Annotated in this window: 9 protein-coding genes and 1 tRNA gene; 5 read left to right on the forward strand and 5 right to left on the reverse strand. The window is 75.0% G+C overall.

Translation table 11 applies throughout. The features are described 5' to 3' along the window. The first annotated feature begins 135 nt into the window (after window positions 1-135). From WMF43_RS49720 to WMF43_RS49730, 3 genes are all read left to right on the forward strand, one after another. Window positions 136-999, forward strand: a complete 864-nt coding sequence (locus WMF43_RS49720; RefSeq protein WP_437675986.1) for a Crp/Fnr family transcriptional regulator — start codon at window positions 136-138, stop codon at window positions 997-999. Between the two features lie 118 nt (window positions 1,000-1,117). Further along, window positions 1,118-1,203: transfer RNA gene (locus tag WMF43_RS49725), tRNA-Leu, on the forward strand. A gap of 115 nt (window positions 1,204-1,318) precedes the next feature. Continuing rightward, window positions 1,319-2,116 (forward strand): DUF721 domain-containing protein, encoded by a 798-nt coding sequence (locus WMF43_RS49730; RefSeq protein ID WP_437675987.1) that lies wholly within the window; start codon window positions 1,319-1,321, stop codon window positions 2,114-2,116. On the opposite strand, the gene WMF43_RS49735 is transcribed toward WMF43_RS49730, so the two are convergent. From WMF43_RS49735 to purD, 4 genes are all read right to left on the reverse strand, one after another. After that, window positions 2,007-2,855 carry an FHA domain-containing protein gene (locus tag WMF43_RS49735; protein WP_437675989.1) on the reverse strand — a complete coding sequence of 283 codons (849 nt, stop codon included), beginning with the start codon at window positions 2,853-2,855 and terminating at the stop codon, window positions 2,007-2,009. The genes WMF43_RS49730 and WMF43_RS49735 overlap by 110 nt on opposite strands. A 3-nt stretch (window positions 2,856-2,858) precedes the next feature. Continuing rightward, entirely contained in the window at window positions 2,859-3,737 is an 879-nt protein-coding gene (locus WMF43_RS49740) for an FHA domain-containing protein (protein ID WP_437675991.1), read from the reverse strand. 167 nt (window positions 3,738-3,904) lie between these two features. Further along, window positions 3,905-4,354 carry a hypothetical protein gene (locus WMF43_RS49745; RefSeq protein WP_437675992.1) on the reverse strand — a complete coding sequence of 150 codons (450 nt, stop codon included), beginning with the start codon at window positions 4,352-4,354 and terminating at the stop codon, window positions 3,905-3,907. Window positions 4,355-4,378: 24 nt separating this feature from the next. Further along, entirely contained in the window at window positions 4,379-5,716 is a 1,338-nt protein-coding gene (gene purD / locus WMF43_RS49750) for a phosphoribosylamine--glycine ligase (RefSeq protein WP_437675994.1), read from the reverse strand. 176 nt (window positions 5,717-5,892) lie between these two features. Here purD and WMF43_RS49755 point away from each other — a divergent pair, with 176 nt between their 5' ends. Then, window positions 5,893-6,333 carry a deoxycytidylate deaminase gene (locus tag WMF43_RS49755; RefSeq protein ID WP_437675996.1) on the forward strand — a complete coding sequence of 147 codons (441 nt, stop codon included), beginning with the start codon at window positions 5,893-5,895 and terminating at the stop codon, window positions 6,331-6,333. 75 nt (window positions 6,334-6,408) lie between these two features. Here WMF43_RS49755 and WMF43_RS49760 read toward each other — a convergent pair whose 3' ends face one another. Continuing rightward, window positions 6,409-7,836 (reverse strand): sigma 54-interacting transcriptional regulator, encoded by a 1,428-nt coding sequence (locus WMF43_RS49760; RefSeq protein WP_437675998.1) that lies wholly within the window; start codon window positions 7,834-7,836, stop codon window positions 6,409-6,411. Between the two features lie 342 nt (window positions 7,837-8,178). On the opposite strand from WMF43_RS49760, the gene WMF43_RS49765 reads away from it, so the two are divergent. Continuing rightward, on the forward strand, window positions 8,179-12,510 hold the full coding sequence (locus WMF43_RS49765; protein WP_437676000.1) for a protein kinase domain-containing protein: 4,332 nt from the start codon (window positions 8,179-8,181) through the stop codon (window positions 12,508-12,510). The last annotated feature ends 11 nt before the right edge of the window (window positions 12,511-12,521 follow it).

Raw genomic sequence — 12,521 nt, forward strand, 5'->3', positions numbered from 1 at the left:
TCCTCGCATCGAGACCTGGAGTAGGATGCGCGTTCCGCGGTCCACGCCTGCGCTCGTGCGCCGCAGGGATCCGGGGCCCGCAAGGCCGCGGACCGGAGCCCCACCCACGTTGACGTTGAAGAGGAGTGTCACCCCATGGCGGTCCGTCCTTCCGACCTGCACGCGATCCCCCTGTTCGAGAGAATCACGGAGGACCACCTCGACGAGCTGATGATGGCGTTCCAGCGCCAGGAGGTCCCGGCCGGCCATGTGCTCTTCGAGGCCGGGAGCGCGCCGGCGCACCTGCACCTCTTGATCCAGGGCGAGGTCGCGCTGGTCGAGGCGGGCGAGACGCGCTTCCGCCTGCACCCCATCTCGCCGATCGGCGAGCTCGGCGCGCTGACCGGCCTCCGGCGGATGACGACCGCGGTGACGACGCAGCCCTCGGAGATCTGGCGCATCGGCGCCGACGAGCTCCACGACTTCTTCGAGGAGCACGGCGACGTCGCGTACCCCTTCTACAACAACCTCCTCGGCGTGGTCGCCGGCAAGATCCGGCGCGACGGCAAGCGGATCGAGGAGGTCCGCGCGAACCTCATCCGCACGCAGAAGGCGATGAAGCGGCTGCTCGAGCTCGTGCTCGACAGCGAGGAGACGCCGCTGAGCAAGGTCATCTGCGCGACGCTCGAGGAGCTGATCGAGCGCAACCGGCGCTCCCACTACATGGTCGAGCCGGCGCACACGTTGAAGAGCTCGGTCCGCCTGGACAGCGGCGAGATCGTCCCGGTGCTCGAGCTCTCCGACGGCTGGCTGCGCCTCGGCGGGCTGCGCGGCGCCGCGAAGGGCGCGGACTGGAGCGGCGTGCTCATCCTGCCCACGCGCGAGATCCCGGTGATCGGGACCATCGACTCGGTCAACGATCACGGCGTGCTGGTGAAGCTCGAGCTCCTGATCGACGAGTACGCCGCCGAGCTCCAGGACTACCTGACGCGGCTCCAGATGCTCGATTTCGTGGTGTGATGTCGAGGCGTTGCGCGCGTCGCGGCGCCCCGCCTCGGCGCGCCTGGCCGCCCTCGTGGTTGCCAGGGTCGCGTCGGGTGATCTAGGGTTCCGCAGCGCGCTGACATCACAGCGCCGAGCCGAAGTGGCGGAATGGCAAACGCGGCGGATTCAAAATCCGCTGTCCTCACGGGCTTGTGGGTTCGAGTCCCACCTTCGGTACCAAGACGGATTCCCTGGACGGGCGTCAGCCGTCCATCGCGCTGGTTGATCCTGGGCGGCGTGTTCCGCCGGAACAGGCGTCGGCTCCGCGGCGCCGGGGCTGCTACGCTCGGCGCAGATGTCGCGTCGGACCGGATCCCTCGAGCGGCTGGGCGCGCTGATCCAGCGGGAGTCGTCGCTGTCGGCGCCGGCGGAGGTGGACACCGCGCCGATGCCGTTCCGCGACTGGGAGGCGGCCGTGGGGTCTCGCATCGCGGCGCGGGCCCGGCCGCTCAAGCTGGAGCGCGGCGTGCTCCATGTCCGGGCGGCGAGCTCGACGTGGGCGCAGGAGCTCTCGATGCTCGGCGACGTGATCACCGCGCAGCTGCGGTCGCGCGGCCTGCCCGTGCAGTCGCTCCGGTTCCGCGTCGGCAAGGTGGAGCCGGTCGCGCGGCCCCCGTGGCGCGAGGAGGTCCGGCCGGCGCCGAAGGAGGCGCGGCTCCCGCCCGAGGTGCGGCGAGAGCTCGGCAAGGTCGCCGACGCCGACCTGCGCGACGCGATCGCGAAGGCCGCCGCGAGGAACCTCGGCTGGCAGGAAGCGGAAGCGCAGGCGAGCGCGCGCCCTCGCTACGCCCCGCCGCCGGCGCCGCCCGCCGCCGCGTCCGCTGCGCCGCCGGCCGGCCGCGCCGCCGCGCCCGCAGCGCCGTCGGCAGCGCGCGCCGGCTCCGCGCCCGCAGCGCCGTCGGCAGCGCGCGCCGGCTCCGCGCCCGCGGCGCCGCCGGCCGGCCGCGCCGCCGCCGGGCCTGCGGCGCCGGGCGGCGAGGCGGCTACTTCGCCGCGACGAGCCGCTCGAGACCCTCGATCCGCTGCATCAAGAACCGCTCGGTCGGACCGAACGAATGCGCCATCCGGCGCAGGTCGTCGAGGTAGTTCCTGAGCGGCTGGATATCGAGCGACTTGACGCGGCGGACCACGGTGTAGAGCTCGTCGACGACGGGGCCGGGCAGCGGTCGCCGCGCGATCGTGAACAGCTCGAACGTGTAGTTGACCCACGTCCCCTTGGTCGTGGCGCCGGCGAGGCGGGCCGCGTAGCGCGCGGCGAGCTCCGCGGCCGGCATCTCCAGCGGCACGTTCGTCCGCGCGCGGCTGAGGATGTCGATCAGCACGGTCTGCAGGATGCGCTCGGCCTCCTCGCTCCGCCCCATCGCGAGCGCCTTGTCGGCGAGGCTCGCGAGCAGGCGCAGCGACTGGAAGCCCTTCGAGCCGCCGTCCCCGGTCGGGCTCGTGAGCTCGGTCGGGTCGTCCGACATCTTGCGCATCTCGGTCAGCGCCATCGCGCCGAGCGTCGCGGTCGCGCGCCGGAACTCGACCCCGTACGCGTCGTGGGGCCGCGACTCCTCCCCGCCGTAGAGCAGCATCTCCTGGCTGCCGATGATGATCCGGTCGCCGTCGGTCAGCTCGCGCTGGCCGGAGATGCGCGCGCCGTTGACGTACACGCCGTTCCGGCTCTCGAGGTCGATCACCGCGACGCCGTCGCTGCGGACCTGCAGCGTCGCGTGGCGCCTCGAGACCAGCGGATCGTCGAGCGAGAGCTGGCAGTCGCCGCTCCGGCCGATCACGAAGGGCCCTTCAGGGAGCTCGAAGTCGTGCGCCAAGTACCGGAGGCGGAAAGGCATGGTCTATTTCAGTGCGCCGAGGCGCTCGAGCCCTTCGATACGCTGGAGGATGAACCGCTCCGCCGGTGTACGTTCTCCTGCACGCTCGCGGAGCTTCTTCGCATAGCCGCGGAGGATGGACATGTCGACGGCCTTCACCTTCCGGACGACACTATACAGCTCATCGACGAGGTAGGCGGGGAGGAGGAGCTCGAGCCGCGTGTTCAGCTCAAAAATGTAGTTGATCCAGGTGCCGCGGCTCGTGGCCGCGGCGAGGCGGGCCGCGTAGGTGCTCGCCTTCTCGACCAGCTCGGGCTGCACGGCGCCGACGCCCCCCTCCCGCGCCTTCGTGAGGATGTCCGAGAGCGAGCGCTGGAGGATGCGCTCTGCCTCGTCGACGCGCCCGAGGGCGAGCGCCTTGTCGGCGACGCTGCCGATGAGGCTGAGCGCGTGCACGCGCTTGTCGGGGTGCTGCGGGACGAGCCCGGGGAGCGACCGGCGCGAGGCGATCGCCGTCGCGCCGTCGTCCTCGCCGAGGTGCGCCTCGCCCATGTCCACCGTGCGAACGTTGTGCGCCTGCCGCGTCCAGAGCGGCGCGCTCCGCGGCGACGCCGAGCTCGGCTCGATCGCCCCGAGCAGGAACATCTCCTGCCCTCCGATCGCGATCTTGTCGCCGTCGGACAGGAGGTGGCGCCCCGTGATCCGGTTGCCGTTGATGAGCACGCCGTTGCGGCTGCCGAGATCCTCGATCGCCACGCCGCCCTCGCCGACGGTCAGCAGCGCGTGGCGGCGCGACACCAGCGGGTCGTCCAGCGACAGCTGGCAGTCGGCGCTCCGTCCGATGAAGAACTCGCCGAGCGGCACCTCGAGATCGTGGGCGAGGTAGCGCAATCGGATGCCCATGATCGAGCCATACCAACAGCCCAACAGGCCGTCAAAAGCCAGCTTCTGGGCTGTGTAGCATTGGTTTGCGGGCCTACAACAAAGGCGTGGAGGTGGGGACGGAGAAGTCCGTCGTCCTCACACCCTATCGCACCTGTCCCGGGGCGGGCGGGCCGGGGCGGCGGCGCTCACGCGTGGCGCGAGAGGATGCGGAGCAGCGTGAGCACGAGCCACGGGTGCGCGAAGAGGCCGTACACCTTGAGATCCCCGCCCGCCACGAGGCGCGAGAGCTCGCGCAGCGGGGCGCTCTGGCGGCGGTGCAGGATCCCGAGCTTCGGGATCCTCGGCCAGCGGTGGAACGCGATCTCGGGCAGCCGGTAGAGCGCCTGCTCGTCGCCGCAGAACGTGACGGACGGGATGCCGATGGCGCCGTCGTGGATGGTGAGGCGCCCGTGATCGAAGCGCATCGTCAGGGACGCGCCGGTGTCCTGCGCGACCACGAGCACGGAGCCGCGCAGCGCCCGGAAATCGGCCGCGCGCTTCGCGTCGCGCGCGAGGTGCTCGCGGGTGAGCTGGTAGAAGTGCGCCGCGAGCGGGTTCTCCTCCGCGCCCGGGGCAAGATCGATGATGGGCTCCATGGCGTCGCGCCCCCCGCGTCCCGTTCAGCCGGCCGCGCGCGCCGCGTCGACCCCGATGTCGCGGCGGAGCACCTTGCCGTCGAAGTCGATCGCGCCCGCGGCGCGGAACGCGCGCTCCCGCGCCTCCGCGAGCGAGCCGCCCGAGGCGGTCACGGCGAGCACGCGGCCCCCCGCGGTCACGATCGCGCCGTCCCGCTCGGCGGTGCCCGCGTGGTTCACGAACGCGCCCTCCACCGCGGCCGCGGCGTCGAGGCCGCGGATGACGTCGCCCGTGACGGGCGCCGTCGGGTAGCCGCGCGCCGCGAGCACGACGGTGAGCGCGTGGCGGCCGGGGGCGACGCGCGCCGCCCCGGGGTCCAGCGCGCCCGCCGCGGCGGAGGCGCAGAGCTCGGCGACGTCGCCCTCGAGGAGCTCCATGAGCGCCTCGCACTCCGGGTCGCCGAAGCGGACGTTGTGCTCGAGCAGGAACGGATCCCCCTCGGGCGTGATCATCAGGCCCGCGAACAGCACCCCGCGGAACGGCCGCCCCTCCGCGCGCATGCCGTCGATGGTCGGCCGGAGGATCTCGCGCTCGACGCGCGCGAGCAGGGCGGGGCTCACGCGGGCGCTCGGCGCGAACGCGCCCATGCCGCCCGTGTTCGGCCCGGTGTCGCCCTCGCCGACCCGCTTGTGGTCGCGCGCCGCGGGCAGCACGAAGATCGCGTGCCCGTCGCTGATGGCGTGCACGCTGGCCTCCTCGCCCCGGATCACGTCCTCGAGGATCACGGCCCTGCCGGCGTCGCCGAAGCGGCCCTCCACGAGCATCTCCTTCGCGGCCGCGAGCGCCTCGTCGACGGTGGTCGCGACGACGACGCCCTTGCCGGCGCAGAGCCCGTCGGCCTTCACGACGATGGGCGCGCCGCGCTCGCGGATGACGCGCGCCGCCTCGTCGAAGGAGCGCGCGATCGCGAACGGCGCGGTCGGGATGCCGTGGCGGGCGGCGAACTCCTTCAGGAACGCCTTCGACCCCTCGAGGCGCGCCGCCTCGCGGCTCGGCCCGAAGACGGCGACGCCCTCGGCGGCGAGCGCGTCCGCGACGCCCGCGCAGAGCGGCGCCTCGGGCCCGACGACGACGAGGTCGGCGCGCTCGCGGACGGCCAGCCGGGCCGCCTCGTCGGGGGCGAGCGAGGCGAGGTCGGCGCGGCGGATCGGGGCGCGGCCGGCGCCGCCCTGCGCGTGGGTCCCGGCGTTGCCGGGCGCGACGATCACCTCGGCGACCGAGGGCGACCGCGCGAGCGCGCGCGCGAGGGCGTGCTCGCGCCCCCCCGAGCCGAGCACGAGGATGCGGCGGTCAGATCGGCGGCTGTTCGCGGTGGAGCTCACACCCGCGCGCTACCACGCGGCGGCCCTCGCTGTCGAGGCGCCTCGCGCGGTCGCCTGGCTGGCCGGGGGGCGGGCGCCCCGCGGGGCCCGGTCCCGTGATACAAGGCGCCCGCGGGAGCGCGCGGCGCGGCTCAGCCGAGGGCCCTCGGCGCGGCTCCCCGCTGGGGAGACGAGCGATGACCCACCGGGCTTCGTGGGACGAGTATTTCATGCGTATCGCCGAGGTCGTCGCCTCGCGGGCGACCTGCGATCGGAAGCACGTCGGTGCGGTGATCGTGCGCGACAAGAGCATCCTCGCGACCGGGTACAACGGTTCGATCCGCGGGCTGCCGCACTGCGACGAGGAGGGGCACCTGATCGAGGAGGGCCACTGCGTGCGCACGATCCACGCCGAGGCCAACGCCATCATCCAGGCGGCGCGGAACGGGGTGCGCATCGACGGCGCGACGGTCTACGTCACCGCGTCGCCCTGCTGGGGTTGCTTCAAGATGATCGCCAACGCGGGGATCTCGCGCGTCGTGTTCGGCGAGTTCTACCGCGACGAGCGCATCTTCCGGTTCGCCACCGACCTCGGCCTCGAGCTCGCCCCGCTCGAGAGGCGCGAGACCTCGGCGTGAGCTGAGGCGTTGCGCAGGCGGGGGCTCGATTGCGCGAGCCCTCGCGCAACTTGCGCGGCGCGCTGCGCAGCGCGCTCAGGCCTTGCGCGGCCGGGGCAGGCCGTAGACGCGGATCCGGTCCACCAGGGTGCGGCGCGAGATCCCGAGCAGCGCCGCGGCGCGCGTCTGGTTGCCCATGCATTGCTCCAGCGCCTTCACGATGCGCTCGCGCTCGTGGGCCTCCATCGCGTCGCGCAGCCGCGTGGGGCTCGCGTCCGCGCCTTCGGGCACGCTCTTCGCAAGGGCCCCAGCCGCGGCGGGCGACGCCGCGGCGGGCGACGCCGCGGCGGGCGACGCCGCGGCGGGCGCCGAGGGAGAGGGATGCGACGGGACGGGCGTGACATGCAGCGGCGGGCTGGGCTCGGGCAGCGGGGTGAGCAGCAGGTGCTCCGGCCGGATGGGCGCGCCGTTCGCGAGGATCACCGCGCGCTCGATCACGTTGCGCAGCTCGCGGATGTTGCCTGGCCAGCTGTGGCGCTGGAGGCCGGCCAGCGCCTCGGGCGAGATCGGGACGGTCATCGCGCTCGCCTCGCTCGGGAAGAGCTCCTTCGCCGCGCGCTCCGCGAAGAGCTGCGCCAGCGCCGCGACCTCCCCCGGCCGCTCGCGCAGCGGCGGGATGGTGAGCGTCACGCCGTTCAGCCGGAAGTACAGGTCCTGCCGGAACGCGCCGCGGCCGACCTCGGCGTCGAGGTTGCGGTGCGTCGCCGAGATGAAGCGGACGTCGATCTTGGTCGGGGTCAGGCCGCCGACGCGCAGCACCTTCCGCTCCTCGATGACCCGGAGCAGCTTGGCCTGGATCGACGGCGGCAGCTCGCCGATCTCGTCGAGGAACACCGTGCCCCCCTCGGCCGTCTCGAGCAGCCCCGGCTTGGCCCGGACGGCGCCGGTGAAGGCGCCCCGCTCGTGGCCGAACAGCTCGCTCTCGAGCAGCGACTCGGACAGCGCGACGCAGCTCAGCCTGAGGAGCGGCCGCTCTGCGCGTGGAGAAGCCCGGTGGATCGCCTCGGCGAGCACCTCCTTGCCGACGCCCGTCTCGCCGAGGAGCAGGATGTTGATCGGGCCCTTCGCGACGCGCTCGGCCAGCTCGTAGACGGCGCGCATGGCGCCGTCCTTGACGATGACGTCCTTCCGCGGGTCCCGGTCGCCGGGTTTCCTCGGCTCGCGGCTGCGGAGCACGACACGCGCGGCGCCGAGGTAGATGACGTCGCCGGGCGAGAGCTCGACCGACCCGGCGCTCGCGGGTTTGCCCTTGCCGACGTCGATGAGGCGCTCGGTCGCCGAGTTGCTGTGCCGGGTGCGCACGCGCGTCCCGTTGCTGCTGCCGAGGTCCTCGACGCGGAGCGGCGGGCCGAGGTGCAGCACCGCGTGCCGGCGCGACACCGAGGAGTCCGGGACACAGACGTCGGCGTCCTCGTCCCGGCCCAGGACGACGCTGCCGGAGCTCGGCAGCTGTCGCGTGCTCATCGAGCCCTGGGTGATGATCAAGAGCTCGATCGGCCCACCATCGCGGGGAAGAATCTCCGGCTCAGCCACATCGCACCCCAGCGTCGCGCCGGGCGACGAACGACGCCCTGCCACTGCACACTTGCGCTCCGTCGCGGGAACCGTTGCGGCAGCCTTCGCAGGGCGGTAGCCAGGGCCGGTGCCGAACAGTACAGCCCGCTGCGTAGCATGGACCCGCGCGCACGGCGACTGCTGTCGCGCGCGCTCTGGTCTCGCCGTTGGTCGCCATCCCGCGCGCTGGCCCCATGGCCCGGGGGGCGTCGCGTCCCCGCCGCTCTGGCGCGGGCGGTAGGATTCCCGCGGATGAGCGCGGGAGACCCTTTCGGCTGGGTGGGCAACACCATCGCCGACAAGCTGTTGATCGACGCCGTCGCCGGGGAGGGCGCGTTCGGCGTGGTCTACCGCGCGACGCACCTCGGCCTCGAGGAGCAGGTCGCGGTCAAGTGCTTGAAGCTGCCCGCGGAGCTCGCGCCCGACGAGCGGCTCTCGCTGCTCGACATGTTCAGGCGCGAGGCCCGGCTGCTGCACCGGCTCTCGCGCCGCACCACCGGCATCGTCCAGGCTCTCGACGTGTCCGCCGCGACCTCGCCCGGGGGGCAGTGGACGCCGTACATCGTGATGGAGTGGCTCGAGGGCGCGACGCTCGCGCGGCACATCGAGGACAGGTGCGCCTCCGGGCGCGGCCCATGGCCCGTCGACGAGGCGATCGACCTGCTCGCCCCTGCGGTGTCGGCGCTCGCGCTGGCGCACGAGGAGCGCGTCTCCCACCGCGACGTCAAGCCGGCGAACCTGTTCCTCGTCGGGGCGGGCGGCTCGACCACGATCAAGGTCGTGGACTTCGGCATCGCCAAGGTGATCGACGCGTCGCTGCCGCTGTCGAAGGCGCTCGTCGACACCCAGCGCGCCGTCGACGTCACGCAGGGCGGGGCCGCCGGCGCGACGACGCGGGAGCTCGCGATGTCGCGGACGGTGCACGCCTTCACGCCGCTCTACGGCGCGCCGGAGCAGTTCAACCCGAAGCTCGGGGCGACCGGGCCCTGGACGGACGTGTTCGCGCTGGGGCTCATCCTGCTGGAGCTGGCCTCCGGGCAGCAGCCGCTCGACGGGGACGACTGGGCCGAGCTCTACGCCGCCTGCGTGGATCCGCGCCGTCGTCCGGCGTTCGCCGCGCTCGGCGTGGAGGTGAGCCCCGCGCTCGAGGCGGTCATGGCGCGGGCCGTCGCGGTCGATCCGGCGGCGCGCTTCCAGGACGCCCGGGAGCTCGAGGCCGCGCTGGCAGCGGCGCGCCGCGCCGCGTCGCCGCCGCCGGGCGCGCCCCTCGGCGCGCGTCCGCTGCCGCAGCGAGGTGAGCTCGCGTCGCGCTGGGCCGCCACGGAGCCCGCGCCGCTCGCGAGGGTCGCGCCGCCCGCGGGCGAGTACCGCGTCTGCTCCGTGCTCTCCGTGGAGGTCGCGGCCGCGGGCGAGGGCCAGGCGGCGCTCGATCCAGAGCAGGAGCTGGAGCTCCGCGATGCCTTGTTCGAGCTCGTCCGCGAGCGCGCGGGCGGCCTCGGAGGGGCCGTCGCCGACCGGAGCGGCGGCGCCGTCACGGCGCTGTTCGGCGCGCCGCGCGCGAGCGACAACGACGCGGAGCGGGCCGTCCGCGCCGGGCTGGCGCTCGCGGCGGCGTCCGCTGCGCCGCGCGACGCCGAGCTGCCGCCGGGGTTCCGGGCGGCGCTCCGCGTGGGGATCAGCACGGGCAGGCTGTTCGTGAGCGGCGCCGCGGCCTCGGGCGCGCCGCTCGACGCCTCCGGCGAGGCCTTGCAGGAGGCCGCGCGGCTCCGTCAGGCCGCCTCGCCGGGCGCGGTGCTGATCGCGCAGCCCACGTTCCGGCAGGTCACCGGGCTGTTCCAGGTCGAGCCGCGCGGCGCCGATCTGCAGAGCTTCCGCGTGCTCGGGCCCGCGCGCGGCGCGTGCGCCGGATCCGACTTCTTCGGCCTGGAGACCCGCTTCTTCGGGCGGGCGGCGGAGGTGCAGCGCCTCTCCGAGTCGCTGGAGACGGTCGTCGCGGAGGGGCGCGCGATGTTCGTCTCGGTGATCGGCGCGGGCGGCATCGGGCGCAGCCGCCTCCTCGCCGAGGTCCGGGCGCGGGCGCTCGCCGAGGCGGAGCCCTGCGTCGTGCTCAGCGCGGCCTGCTCCTCGCTCGCGCGGGGCGCGAGCTACCACCTCGCCGCGTCGCTCCTGCGCGCTCACTTCCACGTTCACGACGACGATCCGCGCGACGCCGTGGTGCGCAAGCTGAGGAGCGGCGTCTGCGGGGGAGGCGACGGCGGCGCGCCCCCGTCGATCGCCCTGGAGGACGCGCTGGCCGAGGTCGCGGGCGTGCTCTGCGCGCCGCCCCCGGCGCCGGCCTCCTCGGCGACGGCGATCGCCCCCGACGAGGGCGGCGCCGACGCGAAGAAGCGGACGGCCGCGGCGGTCGCCGCGCTCCTCGGGGCGGTGGCTGCCCGCGCGACCGTCCTCGTCTTGCTCGACGACATCCACTGGGCCGACGACGCCAGCCTCGACCTCCTCGACGAACTCGTCCTGCGCCTCGCGGACGCGCCGCTGCTCGTCGTGGGCGCCGCCCGGCCCGAGCTCTACGAGCGGCGGCCCCACTGGGGCGAGGGGAAGGCGAGCCACGCGCGCCTCGATCTGGGGCCGCTCCCGCGGCGGCACATCGAGGACATGGCGCGCGATCGCCTGCGCCTCGCCGCGCGCTGCTCGGCGGAGGCCATCCGCGCCCTGGCGGAGCGCGCCGAGGGCAACCCGCTCACGCTGACCGAGACGTTGCACCTGCTCATCGACGTGGGCGCGCTCGAGCGGCGCGAGGGCGAGCCCTGGGTCCTGCACGAGGAGAAGCTCGCCGGGCTCGCCCTGCCGACGACGATCCAGGGCATCGTCCAGGCGCGGCTCGACCGGCTCGACGGCGAGGCCCGCGCGGTGCTGGCGCAGGCGGCCGTGATCGGCAGGACGTTCTGGAAGGGCGCGATCGACCATCTCCGCGGCGCGGCGCCGGAGGGCGGCGGCTCGCGGACCTCGGACGTGCTGAGCCGGCTCCGGGATCAGCAGATCATCCGGGCGCGCGACGCCTCCACCTTCCCGGGCGACAGCGAGTACGTCTTCGCCGAGGCCGCGACGCAGGAGATCGCCTACGAGACGCTGAGCCTCGAGGTGCGCCGCGCGATGCACCGCGCGGTCGCCTCCTGGCTGGACGGCGCGCCCTCGGGGCGCCCCGCGGGGCCGCGGGGGCTCGGGGAGGCCGGGGCGGCGCTCGCGGCGCTCCACCACGACCGCGGCGGCGACGCGCGCAGCGCGGCGCTCGCCTACGCGAGGGCCGCGGCGCGCGCGTCGGCCGTCGGCCAGAACGCCGAGGCGCTGCGGCACTTCGAGCGGGCGCGCGAGATCCACGCGGCCGCCGCGGGCGACGCCGCGCCGATCGCCGGGGAGCGCGGTCAGCCGGCCCCCGCGCCGGGCGGATCGGGGGCGAACGAGCGCCGGCGGTTCGCCTGGCAGGAGCGCGCGGCGCTCCTGCTCGAGGCCGGCGACGCGCTCCGGAGGGCGGGCCGCCTCGACGAGGCGGAGCGCGCCTACGGCGAGGCGCGGGCGCGGATCCTCCGCGTGGAGCGGCGCGCCTCGGCGCCGCTCGACCCCTCGGCGGCGCTGCTCTGGGACGCGCGCGTGGACTTCCGCCTCGCCCTCGCGCTCAAGGTGCGCGGCGCGACGGCCGAGGCGCGCGCGCTCGTCGAGCGGGCGATCGCGCTCGCCGAGCGCGGCGGCGCCGCCGCGGAGGCGCTGCCCATGGCTGGCCTGCTCGCGGCGCTCCACCGGCGCGACGGCGATCTCGGCGCCTGCCAGGCGGTCGCGCTCCGGAGCCTGCGCGTCTGCCGGACGCTGCCCCCCGGCGACGATCGCCGCCGCGAGGCCGCGTCGCAGCTGCTCCTGGCGCTCGGGACGGTGTTCTACTCGCGCGGCCGGCTCGTGCAGGCCGAGCGCTGTTACCGCCAGGCCGCGCGCGCGGTCGACGATCGCGCCCACCCCGGGCCGCTCAGCTTCGCGCTGAACGGCGCCGCGGCGGTGCTGTTCGCGAAGGGCGAGCTCGAGCGCGCCCGCGACGTGTTCGCCCGCGCGCTCGCGCTGATGGAGCGGCTCGGCGACCTCCAGGCGATCGCCTCGGGGCACAGCAACCTCGCGGAGGTCGAGCTCCGGCTCGCGCGCCCGCGCGCCGCGCTGGAGCACGCGCGGCGCGCGGCGAGGCTGGCCGAGCAGGTCGGCGCCGGCGCCGATCTCCCGGACACGTACCGCAACCTCGCCGAGGCGCTGCTCGCGGCCGGCCACGTCGGCGACGCGCTCGAGTCGGGCTGCGCGGCGCTGCGCCTCGCCGAGGTGGGCGGCGGGCGTGTCTACCTCGGCGAGGTGGCGCTCGGGCTCGCGCGGATCTGCCGCGCGGCCCTCCGCGACCCGGCGACGCGCCCGCGCGCCGAGGCCGCCGTCGCGCAGCTGACCGGCTCGCTGGCGGCGCATTTCCAGGACGGCGAGCTCGCCCGCAGGGCGGACGAGTGCCGCGCGCTCCTCCAGGCGTCCGAGCAGGCGTCTCGAACGCCTGATCCAGGCGTCTGAGGGGGCCGGTT

Source organism: Sorangium sp. So ce131 (assembly GCF_051519095.1).
Taxonomy (GTDB): Bacteria; Myxococcota_A; Polyangia; order Polyangiales; family Polyangiaceae; genus Sorangium.

Excerpts from the sequence above, each read along its gene's own strand:
- WMF43_RS49760 (WP_437675998.1), bottom strand. The coding sequence starts at position 7,836 with ATGAGCACGCGACAGCTGCCGAGCTCCGGCAGCGTCGTCCTGGGCCGG.
- WMF43_RS49765 (WP_437676000.1), top strand. The coding sequence starts at position 8,179 with ATGAGCGCGGGAGACCCTTTCGGCTGGGTGGGCAACACCATCGCCGAC.
- WMF43_RS49740 (WP_437675991.1), bottom strand. The coding sequence starts at position 3,737 with ATGGGCATCCGATTGCGCTACCTCGCCCACGATCTCGAGGTGCCGCTC.
- WMF43_RS49755 (WP_437675996.1), top strand. The coding sequence starts at position 5,893 with ATGACCCACCGGGCTTCGTGGGACGAGTATTTCATGCGTATCGCCGAG.
- WMF43_RS49730 (WP_437675987.1), top strand. The coding sequence starts at position 1,319 with ATGTCGCGTCGGACCGGATCCCTCGAGCGGCTGGGCGCGCTGATCCAG.
- WMF43_RS49745 (WP_437675992.1), bottom strand. The coding sequence starts at position 4,354 with ATGGAGCCCATCATCGATCTTGCCCCGGGCGCGGAGGAGAACCCGCTC.
- WMF43_RS49720 (WP_437675986.1), top strand. The coding sequence starts at position 136 with ATGGCGGTCCGTCCTTCCGACCTGCACGCGATCCCCCTGTTCGAGAGA.
- WMF43_RS49735 (WP_437675989.1), bottom strand. The coding sequence starts at position 2,855 with ATGCCTTTCCGCCTCCGGTACTTGGCGCACGACTTCGAGCTCCCTGAA.